Here is a 14,136-nt window from a genome sequence, read left to right on the forward strand (position 1 = left end):
AATTTTCTTTAAAATTTTAAATATTGAGAATATGTTTCTTTAAAATAAAATTCAGAAGGTGGAGGACGGGTCATATACTGTGACAAATGATAATCATTAAAAAAAAGAAAAGTATTATTGATTATTTCATTGTTGATATGGGCGGAATATCCTTGTAAGGCTTTTAATATTATATTTTCATTTAAAAACTTCGGATCATATTTAATATTGGAAACAGATGTTAAAATCGCTACCTCTTCCTGATAGGATGAAAAGAAATTATAAGGGAAAGACTTTATAAATTCAGAGGCTTTTGCTTTTTGGTAGGTTTCATCTCTTTTTTTGGAAGATTTTGAAAATGATTGCTTTTTCTCTTTCTTTGGATTCAGATTTGATTTTATAAGCTGTGTTGTTTCACTTAAAGGGTGGTTTATTATTGAAATTTGCCCTTCAAAATCCCTCAGTCTTTCCTGGCTTATTTTTCCGGAGTCTGTAACAAAGAATGTTGTGGTTTCATCAATTGTGATTTCAGTACCTTTTACAAAATAAAAAGACTGAGCATTGAGCGTCTGTGTGGCTGAAATTAAAAACAACAACAGTGAAGCCCTTTTGTATAAGGGCAAAATAGGCTTCAACAGTTGTAATAAGGGTTTCATTATGTGTGCTTTATTATAGTAAAGGACAGGGTTTATATGTCTCAATACTTTCTGATTCAGAATATTTTTGAATCAGATTGGAAATGAGGGAATTAAGGTTTTTTCTTATGAATATGTAGGGTGGTTAAATATGGTATTTTAATGACCCAAATAATGTTCTATTGAAAATTACAGGTTAAGAGGTGGGATTTTGATATTTATATTGAGGTTTTAAAATTAATATCATAAGTAAATGCAATATATTTATTGTATTTTAATTGAAAAGTTCAATTATCATCTTATTGTAAGCAAAATATATAGTTTTTATCTTTACATGCAAAGATAGTTGCTTGTGACAGTCATAATTTATGAGCATAAATCAGATTTTTAAATTAGTTTAAAATGTATTAACTGATTTAAAACCAGATGATTAATTAAGTCAAATTTTATATTTATATGATTTTGAATAATAATAGTATATCTGAAAATACCGAAGATGATTTAAAGAGGCGCTGCATATCTTTAATTGTATATCTATTATGTGTTGCTTTATGCCTGTATTCAATTATAGTTTATGTCACGTTAAAGGATGAAAATTTTGCACTGGTTACATTCATTTACTTTCTTGTTTTATTGTATACATTTCTTCTAAGAAGAAAAACCTATCATATTAAGACATTGGTTCATCTCTATTTAATTTTTGATCCTCTCTTTTCCGCTTTTATAATGCTCTATTTTTGGAGATATTCAGCTGGAACAGCATTGTGGGTAATGCCTGTTCCTATTGGTGCATATGTATTTCTGGAAAAGAAATATGTATATGTGTATACATTGTACGTTCTGTTGATTGTTATTTTTGTAACCCTTATGAGTAAATTTTTATGGTTTGAAACTCCAAGTTACAATAGCACTGATTTTTCAGATGCATTAGTGGGATCTACAAATATCATTATTGTTGTTTTGCTGTTATATTATAACGATAAAATAAAATCCGTGAAAATTGCTGCAAATTTTGAAAAGGATATAAATTCTACTAGCATTGGAGAATCTAAATTGGAGATTAACAGGAATGATAATAATGAAATTTTAAAACAGGATTTTTCCAGTGAAAAAGATTTTAATAAATATTCTGAAATTTTTCAAAATGTTCAAAACATCGTTGAAAAACAACTTAGTTTTAAAGATGCTGATTTTACTATTTCACAACTATCTCATCTGATAAAAGTGAACAATTTATATATTGCAAAGTCAATTAAACTAAACGGATACTCAAGTTTTAGTCATTATATCAATTTTTGTAGAATACAACATGTTAAAAAATTGATCAACGAGAATGATCTCAGTAAAATTACCCTTATGTACATTTATACATCATCCGGTTTTAGTAGCCAATCAACTTTCAATAGAGTTTTTAAGCAAATAGAAGGTATAACCCCCACTGATTATATTTATAATTTACAAAAAAATGCAAAATAGATTGTTGGACCAAATGAGAATTATGAAGAAATTCGAAGCCTTTCTGAATAACTTGACAGGTTTTGAACTTTTGCTTCTAAGGAATATATGATTTATTAAAAAAAAATGATTTTCAGTGTTTTAGAGCAAGTTCAAATCCTGTTTGAATCATTTTGTTTTTAAAGAGTTTTAGCCTCAAGACAAACTGAAAAAGATAAAATATTTGTTTTCATAAATAAAATGAAACCATTTGGCCTAAATTATCCTAATGGTGTTATTAAGTGAGCGCGTCAGGATTCGAACCTTTGACCGTCCCGATTATAAATCGGGATGCTCTATGTTGGTTGATGTATCAATTAGTTTTCTGATTTTAGACTTGCTTTTCCATGCTTTTATTTCTTGTTCTCTCTTGTATGAATTTAGAATTTCAGAATAGACAATCGCCCAATCTTTGGCTTTTGAAGTAAATCCTTTGTGATGTGAAGGGGTTTCCTTAGCGTTTCCTTCAGATCTTCTGAAGAATGTCCAACATAATATTGTCTGAATAGAGTATGTATAGATAGCACATGGAACTAATAGAAACAAAAAAGACTTTACAAAAATGTAAAGTCTTTTTAAGTGAGCGCGTCAGGATTCGAACCTGAGACCGTCTGCTTAGAAGGCAGATGCTCTATCCAGCTGAGCTACGCACCCATTAAATAATTTTGAGAAAATTAATAAAACTGTCGGGGCGGCAGGATTCGAACCTGCGACCTCCTGGTCCCAAACCAGGCGCGATGACCGGACTACGCTACGCCCCGAAGTATATATTGATAGTGTAAGAAAAAATAGCGGAGGGTAAGGGATTCGAACCCTTGCGACGCTTGCACGTCGACAGTTTAGCAAACTGCTCCATTAACCACTCTGGCAACCCTCCTTTTTTCTTATTTTTTAATGATCGTTGTTCCGTTATTGCGAGTGCAAATATAGAACAGATTTCTTTATTTACCAAATAAAATTCAAGAAAAATTTGCGTATTTTTGAAGTGATAAATGGTTAAAAAAATAAACTGATGCGTAAGACATTATATATCATCGGATTAAGTACTTTTGTTTTTTCATGTACTTCCCAGCAAAATGTAAAAAAAAATACTTACAAGCCGAAAACCCCGGTATCACAGGCCAAACCTGGAGTTAAAACTCCGGTAGCCGAAACTCCGAAACCTAAAATTACCAATGAACACGGGGTAGAATTCTTTACCACCAATCTGGCAGATCCTGCAAAAAATGATAACACCGCAAGTTACGGTTCTATCGTTTCAGCGAAACCCATCGGATATAAAGTAGTAAAGACTTATTTTCCTGCCATTGCACAGAATTTCAGACAGCGATACCTTATACTGCATTATACAGCACTTCCAGACGATAAATCCATTACTGTACTTACCCAGCAGGGCGTAAGTTCCCATTATCTGGTTAATAATACCGGAGACAATGAAATCTATCAGCTGGTTGATGAGAATAAGCGTTCTTATCATGCAGGCGTAAGTGCATGGAGAAATGATAAAAATCTTAATGATACCTCTATAGGCATTGAAATCGTTAATACAGGATATACATCTGATGCTGCAGGAAAAAAGATATTCGCAGCCTTTAGTGACGATCAGATCAGGAAAGTGGCCGCTCTTGCTAAAGATATTGTAACAAGATATCAGATTCCGGCAACCAATGTACTGGCCCATGCAGATATCGCACCTACAAGAAAACAGGATCCGGGACCAATGTTTCCCTGGAAAAAGCTTTACGATGAATACCAGCTTGGAATGTGGTATGACGAAACGGCAAAACAAAACTTCCTCACTCTTTCACAGGCAGATTTTTCTGTAAGATATATCGATCCGTCGTTTATCTTTGTTGTTCAGACTGCATTGCAGAAATTCGGATACTATTTGGATTTAAGTGGAAAATGGGATGATGCAACGAAAAAAACAATCGAAGCTTTCCAGTATCATTTCCGTCCTCAGAATTATGACGGGATCATGGACGCCGAAACATGGGCGATCCTTCAGGCTTTAAATCAAAAATATCCAGCGAAATAAAAATTCAAACGCATCGGTTAAGATGCGTTTTTGTTATATCTAAAAATAAAAAACAGCTAAATTATCTGTAATGGAAAATTTCAGAAAAGAAAGCGATCTGTTAGGCGAATTAAATGTGCCTGCAGACGCTTATTACGGGGTACAGACGCAAAGAGCGATCGATAACTTTAAAATCTCAGGACAGCTTCTGTCTTCCTATCCGGATTTTATCAAAGGTTTGGCTTTTGTAAAAAAAGCCGCAGCAAAAACCAATTATGAATTGGGTCTGCTTGATGAAAACCTATATTTCAAAATAGCGGAAGCCTGTGATGAAATTGTAGCAGGAAAATACCACGACCAGTTTCCTGTAGATATGATTCAGGGAGGGGCCGGAACTTCAATCAATATGAATGCGAATGAAGTGATTGCCAATATCGTTTTAGAAAAATTAGGAAAAAATAAAGGAGAATACGAATTCTGCTCACCGAACGACCATATCAACCTTTCCCAATCCACCAACGACGCGTATCCTACAGCAATCAAAATGGGCTTGCTGCACATGAACATTGGCCTTGTGGACAGACTGGAGAAAATTGTTGCAGCTTTTCGTGCAAAAGGAAATGAGTTTCATGACGTGATCAAAATGGGCCGTACTCAGCTTCAGGATGCCGTTCCAATGACTTTGGGACAAGAATTTGAAGCGTATGCTGCCACATTGGAAGAAGATATTTCTAAATTAAATAACAATGCAGACCTTTTCGTAGAAGTGAATATGGGAGCTACGGCGATCGGGACAGGATTAAACGCTCCGGTAGGCTACGCTACACTTTGTGCGAAAAATCTGGCTCAGATTACCGGTTTTCCGGTTGTTTCCGCACCCAATCTCGTTGAAGCAACACCAGATACAGGTTCATATGTAATTTATTCTTCTGCTACAAAACGTCTTGCTGTAAAGCTTTCAAAAATCTGTAATGATTTAAGATTACTTTCCTCAGGACCTAGAGCCGGATTATTTGAGATCAATCTTCCTCCGATGCAGCCGGGATCATCTATTATGCCTGGAAAAGTAAACCCTGTTATTCCGGAAGTGGTCAATCAGGTTTGTTTCAAAGTATTCGGAAATGATCTTACCGTAACTTTTGCCGCAGAAGCAGGGCAGTTACAGCTTAACGTCATGGAGCCTGTGCTTTCTCATGCGATCATGGAAAACATTAATTTCCTTTGCAATGCATTGGATACGCTTCGTGATAAGTGTGTGGTAGGAATTACAGCCAATAAAGAGATCTGCCTGAACATGGTAAAACACAGCATCGGTATTGTAACGGCATTGAATCCTTACATCGGATACAAAAAGTCTACAGAGATTGCAAAAGAAGCCCTGGAAACCGGAAACAGTGTTTATAATCTTGTTTTAGAGAAAGGTATTCTTTCCCAGGAAAAATTAGATGAAATTCTAGATCCTAAAAACATGCTGACACCGCATAACAAATAGAAAAACTATGAATGATCAATGATGAATGATACTTCTGTGTCAGGAATTTATCATTGATCATTCATTTTTCATCACTCATAACTTAAACACGTGAGGTTTTTAATCATCATTCCTGCCCATAACGAAGAAGAAAATCTTCCCTTCACCCTGGATTCTTTACAGCAGCAAAGCTTTAAAGATTTTAAAACGGTGATTGTTAATGACGGGTCTACGGATAAAACACAGGAAGTCATCCGGAAATATACCGGTCAGGATTCCCGTTTTGAAACGGTAGATCTTCAGAAATCATCACATCAGCCAGGTTCTAAAGTCGTCCATGCATTTAAAAACGGACTGAAAACCCGGAATATAAATGAATTTGATATCATCTGTAAATTTGATGCCGATATTATTCTTCCTGAAAATTATCTGGAGACCATACAAAATGCTTTTAAACACAACCCTGAATACGGACTTGTTGGCGGCTTGTTGTACGTGGAAAAACAGGGAGCTTGGGTGTATGAAGGCAATTCAAATAGACATCATGTAAGAGGCCCTGTGAAAGCTTACCGCAAAGAATGTTTTATCCAGATGGGCGGAATAAGGGAAACATTAGGATGGGATAATATGGATTCCATTCTTTTGGAAAATCTGAACTGGAGAGAAATCGTCCTTCCCGAACTTCAGGTAAAACTGATCAAAGTGAAAGGAGCTGACTATACCATCAGGCCGGCAGATTATTACGGCAGATATTTTTATTTTTTAGGACTGAATAGGTTCCTCGCCTATATTGCTGCCTCAAAAGAAGCGGCGAAGAGTCAATCTGTTTCTTTTTTCTTTAGCATCATCAAAGTTTACGAAGCCTGTAAAACAGAAAAACTGGAACTGAAAATCTCAAAAGACGAGCAGAAAGCCATCAACGCTCAACGCTGGAAAACACTCAGGAAAAAATGGCTTAAAATCTAAAAATGATAGACTAACATTCATTAAAACCATTTACCTTTACTAATCTCTAATCTCTAATCTCTAATCTCTAATCTCTAATCTCTAATCTCTAATTGAAAAAAATTGCCTACATCGAAATAGACACCCACGCAGAAATTGCACAGGCCTTCATGGATATTATGAAGGACTCTTCAGAATGTAATGTAGAGTATTATTTTTCGAAAAAGATAAAAGATAGAGTGGAGCAGACTGGAGAAACCGTTTTTTTATCAGACAGTTCGATGATTATGGAACAGCTGAAGTTGAAAAAATATGACTTGATCATTATTGGAACTGTTCACCGGTATTTCAATACTTTCCACGCATTAGTCCAAAAATACAATACCGCAGTCATTGTTCACAATATCAATTTTTCAGTCGCCTCCAAAGGTGCTTTGATGAAAAGTATTTTTAAGGGCGATGTTGTGTATCGACTGAAACTTTGGTGGAAAGAAGGTTTGTTTTATACATCGAAAGTCTATCGGAATGCCAAAAATCTATTGATACTGGATGAAGAGCTTTCATCAGATAAGTATAAATTTCTGCCTCTTTTTTACAGCGAAAATTTCGAAAAAGCGGAAAATAAGCATCTTACCGTTGTTATTCCCGGAGGAGTTTCTCAAAAAAGGAGAGATTATCACCACGTTTTTGAAACCATTCAACATGTAAAAACAAAAGAAAAGTGTGAATTTATATTTCTGGGAAAAGCGACAGACAGTGAACTGAAACAGCTTCAGAAACTATCTCAGCAACTTCCTGAAAACATCTCCGTACACTATTTTTCTGACAGAGTTTCGAATACCGATTTTCAAAAAGGAATGCAGAAGGCAGATATTCTCTGGTGTCCTATTCAGCAGAAAGCAGAATTTTTCAGCAGGGAAGAAATATACGGCCGTACAAAAATGACGGGAAACCTGGGAGATGCCATCAGATATTCTAAAATAGCCGTTTTTCCTAAAGATTATCCTTCCCAATTAGAATTTATTATCCCTGAGAAGGAAAATGTTTTAGAGCAGTTTAAAGAGCTTAAAAACACCCGTTTCGATTTCCAGAAAAATTACAACAGAAATTCAGTGCTGAAAAAGCTTGAAAAGGTCCTTTCCGGATTGATTGCTATTTAAATTTAAAAATACTCTTAATAAATTTTGCATTCACATAATCCTCGATCGGGAAAACTTTAGTGAAATGATTTCCAATATAAATCAAGATCAAAACAACGCTTGGTTTGTAGACTAAATTGATGAAATTATTATTGAAAGTAGGTAAAACAATCGCTACGGTAATCGCTAAAGTACAGATGATTGAAACGAAAATCATTTCGATCGTCAACGGAGAAACTTTAAACACAAAGTAATTGAATACAATTTTTACTACATTATATGTTGTGAGAGAAATAGCGGTGGACAAAGCAACACCAATCAACTTCAGATCTGTATTTTTTAGAAAATAGAAATTTAAACCAATGGTAAGTCCTGCCAGAAGAAGCATCACCAGAATATTGAATTTATAATACTTGGAAAGTGAAATGATATTTCCGTTAAATCCCGTTGCCAAATCAACCAAAACAGCAGATCCCCAAATCCAGACTACAGGTTCGTATTCTCTTAACATGACTCCGTTTTTTGGCATAAAATGAGTAAGATAAGGGAAGCCTACCATAATGCATGAAAAAAGGACCGCACCTAAAAAATACAAAGATAAAGATGTCTTTTTGTGAAATCTGTCGAGTTCATCCATATCACGGTCAGCCAAAGCTTTACTGATGATCGGAGCAGAAATATTAAACAGTCCTAACTGTGGAACAGAGATTAATGAAATCAGAGCGTAAAGAATAGAGTAGATTCCAACTTCTTCCATTCCCAGAAATTCTCCAATCATAAAATTGTTGATTGCAAGATAATTTCCAAAAGTCCCTAAAAATCCAAAGAAACTATAAGCGGCAAATTCCTTGTAAAAATGATCTTTTTTAAAGTATTCCGTACTAAAATCAAATTGAATCTTTTCCAGCTTGTTCGTGTAAAAAATATAACCGATAAACATTAAAAAAAACATTCCGAAGAAAAATAGCAATGCTGTTTTTTCAGGTATCGATGAGGTTGCCGGATAGTGTGAGACCAGAGATATGAAAATCAGGAACGCGCCGAGATTAGCAATTTTGGGAAAAAGATTATCAAAAATATTGGAAACAACAATCCGTTTATAATTTGAAATATATTTATTGAAAATAGCACAAAATGAAAGCATTAATGTAAGAGGAAGGATGATTTCCTTAATCTTCCAGGCTTTCATATTCTTAAATCCCGGAAAAACGTAGGGGAGCAGAAAAAAAATGAACAAAAATAAAATGAAATTGATAAAAACGGCAGCCAGCGAAAGCGTGAGCATATTGTGCCGTTTTCCATCCTGATCTACTTTATGGAAAAACTTCACATTGGAATAGGAGATCCCGAAAACGACAAAAGGAACCAGCATTTCTGCGGTTGGCATAATGTATCTTAATGTTCCGTAGAACTCAAGATTATTCGTGAAAATAAATATAGAAAAGGTTCCCAGCAAAAAACCAATATAACCTATGATAGAATATTTGAAGCCCTGTCTCGCTACTACACTCATAATGTTCTTTTAATGGTTTTTTGGCGTAAAAATGATATTGTTTATATAGCTGGTTTTGTTTTTTTCATCGTTGGTATTGTGTATTAAGATCTCTTCCGTCAGAAGTTCCAGCTTAAAACTTTTACGGTTAAGATATTGGGCTTCATATCCCCAGTTTTTAACTTCAGAAATATCGTTCCAGATGGGATTGTCGTGGTGTCTCTGTTCCATTTCGACCATTAAGGTCGGAAGGAATCGTGTGATGATTTCTTTAGCGCCGGAAAGGGTTTTCATTTCATTTCCCTCCACATCTATTTTGATAAAGTCCAGTCTGTCGAAATGTTCTATAGCAGCCCAATCATCCAGTTTGATCACCTTCACCTCCTCGGTGTAGCTTTTTTCCTCACCTTTTTCTTTGTATGATGTGTTTAAAGTGCCCCGGGAAGCGATCTGTCTGCCATTAATGATGGGAACTTTAAATTCTGCAGTAGTGTTTTCGTCAGAAAGAGCTAAGGGAAATACCCTCATTGCCGGAAAAAGTCTTTTCAGACGTCGGTAAAGCTTTTTGTTCGGTTCAAAACCATAAATATTTTCATGATTCAGTTTATTCTCCAACTGATAAAGAAAAGTTCCTACATTAGCTCCGATGTCCAGAATTACAGCATTTTTGGGAAGGTATTCCTTGATCCATACCAGTTCCGGTTCTACATTCCGTACCGAAAAATTAGCTTGAGTAAGATGGTTTAAATTCTTAAAATATCTTTTCTTGTAAAAACTCGGACTTATATATTGTAGTTTTTCTGCAATTTGTTGATATAAAGACATCCTTGATTGTTTGACGAAAAGCAAAGATAAGCAAAAATGTTAAACTAATGTTAAAAAAAGACAAATATAACCGTTTGATTATCAATTCGTAACTGGAAAGTTACTTTTTGTAAAAAATTGAACTCTAGCAGGTTGGCGATTTGTCATAAAGACGATTTCGGAAGAACCATTCAAAAGTAGTATTTCTTTTGAATTGACTGAATTCATTATGAACCGAAGTGCTGTTTAAATTGATTTAAGAATAAAATCTGATATCCACTATAATTTTATTACAATCATAAAATTTTTTAAACAATTCAGTTATTTTTAAGTTGGAAAGCATTGTGAAAAAGATCACTTAAGGTCTAAGAAAATCTTTGATCTTCATCATAACAACTATTGAATGGGCAACAATTCCCCTCCCACGGAGGGGTGTCGAAAATTCTTTGAATTTTTGACGGGGTGGTCACAGCGTTCACAAAAATAATCCTAACAGATTTCACAAAATCCTCTGAGAGATCTGCGCCATCTGTGGGGAAAAATATTTAATCTTGAGAATATTTTACATAAGCCTTCACCAGCTTTTCATCATATTTATTTTCCTTATATCCGGATCCATTATATACCCTGGCAAAACCCGCCCAGTTTTTATTTCTGAGATGTACAAGACAGTTGTTCTTCTCCAGAAACTTTCCAAATGCTTTCAAATGTTCCCCTTCGTTGACTTCCATTTGCGAAACAAAATGATAAACATCGGTATAGCCTAAATTTTCAGCATGATAACCCATGATCTGAAAACTGCCCCAGGAAGCGGAAGATAATGCAGCCTCTTCAAAATCAGGGCTGTTGTCCAGACCAATCGCTTCATTAAGTCGGTCGTATTCTTTAACGCCGCCTTGATAATGTACTCTTGTCCATTTCGGATAAAGAACATTCTGACTGTTTGCATTATAATAAGAATTAGGATCAATGCCCCTTTTCTTAAGTTCGTTCCAGAAAATATGTCCTTCAAACAGAATTTTAGGTTTGTTATTGATCAAAAACCCTTTTCCGCTGCTTTCAATTTCATTCACGGCTTTTACTGCAGCCAGTTCAAGGCTGTATTCATCTGCGAAACTCACAAGATCGCTTTCTTTGAGAAATTTGTCAGTCTGACTTAAAGGTCTTTCGTCTTTTTCAAACAGGACAGCCCAGGTTTTCACGCCTACAATTCCATCTACAACCAAAGAATTTTTACTCTGAAAATCTTTCACGGCGGCATCCACCTCCAAAGTGAATGCATTAGAAATCTTAATGCTGTATCCAAGTTTGTACAGGATCTCACATAAGGTGAGTACTTCCGGTGCTTTTGTATAATATTTTAAAAGTTTCATGGGTATGTTTTTTTATAAATAATAGTGAATAGTGAATAGTGAATAGTGAATAGTGAATAGTGAATAGTGAATAGTGAATAGTGAATAGTGAATAGTGAATAGTGAATAGTGAATAGTGAATGATATTAGATAAACATCAGAATCTGAAAATCTTCAGGTCTTGTGTCTCATGTCTGAAATCTAACGTCTAATTAACAGGTATCCGCGGCATTCTCTCACAAATCATCCCAATTAAAAAGTATGATTTAAATTTTACCTCCTCCCTCTGTAGTTTGTATTCCAGGTTAAGCGGCAATATGTTGGTGATGCTGAAGTTTTGATTTAAAATTGCATAATCATCTATTCTCAGCTCAATACTATAATCCCCGGGAGGAATGAGTTGACTGATCATGCCCGCTTCATTGCTTTCAATCTCAAAAATCCTGTTGTTATTGGTTCCCTTGATGGAAATAGCACATTTGTAAATGGGATCATTATTGATCTTATCCGAAACCCTGAACTGTACAACGGCTCCTTCCGGCGGCAATGAAACCGGGATAGGAATTGGTGTAGGCGTTGGAATAGTTGGGAATTTCGGTACCCAGGAACCCCAGGGTACTTTAATGGGGTTTGTGGGTTGATTTACAGGCTGAACCGGACTCGCTCCGTGAGGCACAGGATTAAGGGGCTGTAAATTTTTAACAGCATTAATCATATTTCCCCTATTTGTCTTTCCGGAGAAAGAAGCATGGGTTGCTGTCTTCATAGTTTCTGCAGGTTCAGATCCGATAGCTGTTTTAGCGTTGAAGCTGCTGATAATGGGTGCTTTATTTTCTGCAATGACTGTTTTCTTTGCTAAATAATTAAGTTGGTCAGACTTGATGGTTTTTACATTCGTGATCGCTTTCAGAAACCTTTGGTTATTGTTTTTGTTGATAAAGACCTGCTGTTTCATCACCATCGGGCCAAAATAAATAAGTTGTTCGGTATTGCTCACACTGGCACTGACAATAGATGGATCCAGAATCACTTTCAGATTTTTAATAAGAATCATGGTTTTCGGAAAGGCGGGAAGCTTAAAATCATTAGAAATTGTTTCTCCGTCTGCTATTTTTTTAGGTTCTTTCCATTCAAAATAATCAGAAAGCATAAAATTTTTGTTGAACCAGTTTCTTTTTAAATGCACAAAAGAATAATCCAGTTCTACAGCCTGAATCATACTTTCATCATAATCGATGGATAAAATCTCAGTAGGGATATTTTCATTACTGTTTTTAGCTTCGGCATGAAGTCCTTCCAGTTCAGATTTTTCAATACGCAAGCTGTTCCACCCGGATTCATTTTCCATAAAATCATACGGAATGAAATGAATATCATGAATCGAAGAATTGCTGATCACATCTGTTTTTTCCGCGGCTTCAAAAGTTTGTTTCGCATTCTGCGCCATGGCAAGATAGAGGTCGGCATCAGAAGATTTGTTGATCCTTGCCAGTTCCTTTTCAATATGGTCTTTACTGCCTTTTACTTTCCATTCAGAAAAAGTAAGTTCTTTAAGATTATTAAGATTGATAAGTTTGTCATTCCAGTTGCTTTTTTCTTCATCAGTATCAAGACCCTCAAACTGTACAAGGTGATCAGTTATTTTATTCACAGCCTCTTCAAATAGCGTTCTGTATTTTTTATAAGCTTTAAATTCCTTTGTATCACTGTTTTTAGCGTCGAAAAGAACAGGACTTTTATGATCCAGAACTTTGTCCAGATTTTCCTCCAGGTCTTTAAGGTTGTTTTTGTCAAGAATATCTCTGTAAATATCAAATAAAGAATTGTTAGGATTCAGATCCCAGAAATTCGGTGAAATAGGAACGGAGTTGAGTTCATAAGCGACATTCTGCTTTTTAATGATTGAAAGTGCTTTTTTCTGTTCATCGTTCAGCAGACTCTGAGGTTTCAGAAGTTCCAGTTCCTCGTTATCATAAACTCTAAGAGAAGGGCAGATCATCGGCAGGTCATTTTCCATCGAACTCTGCGACATATAGATATTCTTAAGTTTCTGGTAGACGGCTACAAAATATTTCATGGGTATAGTTTTTGGTTTAGGTGAATAACCGGCAGAAAAAACTTCCGCCGGCTATTCTTATTGAGAAGGATCTATAGGATTATGATTTTCCGTCTGCCCATTTCTTGATTTCTGGATTTGGGTTGGGAGATTTAGGGACGATGTGGCATTTGTATCCGATGATGTAAATTCCTTTCGAGACAAGCTTTTTGCCTTCCCATTCATAGCTGGACTTTACGTTCTGATTGTCGTAGCTGTAGTTTCCTCCGATCACAAAAGGTCCTATTCCTACCGCGCCGCCTGCAGATATCGAATTTTTAGCCTCGGTGTATGCCGAACTGCTGTCTTTAAAGTTCAGAGAAACATCTTTTGCAATGATCAGTTCCGTGATGATCGATGGCATTAATCCTTTACCTTTTCCATCGCTGATCATATCGCCGTTCAAAGTTTGAGGAGACTGTTCGTGCAGCTTCCAGTATTTAGATTCTATAAACTGTTGATTGAACCAGCCTCTTTCTACTCTTACCTTTCCGATTTTGAAGGAAATATCCATGCTTGTATAATCTGAATTGATCTGGGTTCTTTCGTTTTTTCCTCCGGCTTTAGCTCCGATAGAGAATAATCCCATGCTAAATCCTCCCGCTGCACCCCAGTTATGGGGTCAGTCGACGAAAAGTAAAATTTTGTACGTTAAGGATAAAATCTATTAAAAGGTTTTGTTTTAATAGATTAAACTGATTTAATTAATCGGT

General features: G+C 35.6%; 11 protein-coding genes and 3 tRNA genes. 5 read left to right on the plus strand and 9 right to left on the minus strand.

Annotation, left to right across the window (positions count from 1 at the left end; all coding sequences use genetic code 11):
• Nucleotides 1–8: 8 nt before the first annotated feature.
• A complete protein-coding gene (locus BUC06_RS11110; RefSeq protein ID WP_139263348.1) occupies nucleotides 9–635 on the minus strand; it encodes a hypothetical protein in 627 nt (208 codons plus the stop codon).
• A 435-nt stretch (nucleotides 636–1,070) separates the two neighbouring features.
• Between BUC06_RS11110 and BUC06_RS11115 the strand changes: the two genes are divergently transcribed.
• On the plus strand, nucleotides 1,071–2,090 hold the full coding sequence (locus BUC06_RS11115; RefSeq protein WP_073333797.1) for a helix-turn-helix domain-containing protein: 1,020 nt from the start codon (nucleotides 1,071–1,073) through the stop codon (nucleotides 2,088–2,090).
• A 598-nt stretch (nucleotides 2,091–2,688) separates the two neighbouring features.
• On the opposite strand, the gene BUC06_RS11125 is transcribed toward BUC06_RS11115, so the two are convergent.
• The 3 genes from BUC06_RS11125 to BUC06_RS11135 all read right to left on the minus strand — a co-directional run bounded on the left by BUC06_RS11125 (nucleotide 2,689) and on the right by BUC06_RS11135 (nucleotide 2,985).
• A tRNA-Arg gene (locus tag BUC06_RS11125) sits at nucleotides 2,689–2,762 on the minus strand.
• 32 nt (nucleotides 2,763–2,794) lie between these two features.
• A tRNA-Pro gene (locus BUC06_RS11130) sits at nucleotides 2,795–2,869 on the minus strand.
• A gap of 31 nt (nucleotides 2,870–2,900) precedes the next feature.
• Nucleotides 2,901–2,985: transfer RNA gene (locus tag BUC06_RS11135), tRNA-Ser, on the minus strand.
• Between the two features lie 135 nt (nucleotides 2,986–3,120).
• Here BUC06_RS11135 and BUC06_RS11140 point away from each other — a divergent pair.
• The 4 genes from BUC06_RS11140 to BUC06_RS11155 all read left to right on the plus strand — a co-directional run bounded on the left by BUC06_RS11140 (nucleotide 3,121) and on the right by BUC06_RS11155 (nucleotide 7,701).
• Nucleotides 3,121–4,146: an N-acetylmuramoyl-L-alanine amidase gene (locus BUC06_RS11140; protein ID WP_073333799.1), complete on the plus strand. Its 1,026-nt coding sequence runs from the start codon at nucleotides 3,121–3,123 to the stop codon at nucleotides 4,144–4,146.
• A gap of 70 nt (nucleotides 4,147–4,216) precedes the next feature.
• The gene (gene aspA, locus BUC06_RS11145; protein ID WP_073333802.1) at nucleotides 4,217–5,617 is read left to right on the plus strand and encodes an aspartate ammonia-lyase; all 1,401 of its coding nucleotides are present in this window, start codon (nucleotides 4,217–4,219) and stop codon (nucleotides 5,615–5,617) included.
• Nucleotides 5,618–5,707: 90 nt separating this feature from the next.
• Nucleotides 5,708–6,562, plus strand: a complete 855-nt coding sequence (locus BUC06_RS11150) for a glycosyltransferase family 2 protein (protein ID WP_073333805.1) — start codon at nucleotides 5,708–5,710, stop codon at nucleotides 6,560–6,562.
• Between the two features lie 92 nt (nucleotides 6,563–6,654).
• A complete protein-coding gene (locus BUC06_RS11155; RefSeq protein ID WP_073333807.1) occupies nucleotides 6,655–7,701 on the plus strand; it encodes a hypothetical protein in 1,047 nt (348 codons plus the stop codon).
• Here BUC06_RS11155 and BUC06_RS11160 read toward each other — a convergent pair.
• The 5 genes from BUC06_RS11160 to BUC06_RS11180 form a co-directional block, all read right to left on the minus strand.
• Complete coding sequence (locus tag BUC06_RS11160) at nucleotides 7,694–9,193, minus strand: lipopolysaccharide biosynthesis protein (RefSeq protein WP_073333810.1); 1,500 nt, start codon at nucleotides 9,191–9,193, stop codon at nucleotides 7,694–7,696. The two genes, BUC06_RS11155 and BUC06_RS11160, sit on opposite strands and share 8 nt — an antisense overlap.
• A gap of 9 nt (nucleotides 9,194–9,202) precedes the next feature.
• A complete protein-coding gene (locus BUC06_RS11165; RefSeq protein ID WP_073333813.1) occupies nucleotides 9,203–9,997 on the minus strand; it encodes an FkbM family methyltransferase in 795 nt (264 codons plus the stop codon).
• A 524-nt stretch (nucleotides 9,998–10,521) separates the two neighbouring features.
• The gene (locus tag BUC06_RS11170; protein WP_073333815.1) at nucleotides 10,522–11,349 is read right to left on the minus strand and encodes an N-acetylmuramidase domain-containing protein; all 828 of its coding nucleotides are present in this window, start codon (nucleotides 11,347–11,349) and stop codon (nucleotides 10,522–10,524) included.
• 187 nt (nucleotides 11,350–11,536) lie between these two features.
• Complete coding sequence (locus BUC06_RS11175) at nucleotides 11,537–13,405, minus strand: hypothetical protein (protein WP_073333818.1); 1,869 nt, start codon at nucleotides 13,403–13,405, stop codon at nucleotides 11,537–11,539.
• Between the two features lie 79 nt (nucleotides 13,406–13,484).
• A complete protein-coding gene (locus tag BUC06_RS11180) occupies nucleotides 13,485–14,012 on the minus strand; it encodes a hypothetical protein (RefSeq protein ID WP_073333820.1) in 528 nt (175 codons plus the stop codon).
• Between the last annotated feature and the right edge of the window lie 124 nt (nucleotides 14,013–14,136).

Origin of the sequence: Chryseobacterium carnipullorum (assembly GCF_900142785.1) — a bacterium.
GTDB classification, from domain to species: domain Bacteria; phylum Bacteroidota; class Bacteroidia; order Flavobacteriales; family Weeksellaceae; genus Chryseobacterium; species Chryseobacterium carnipullorum.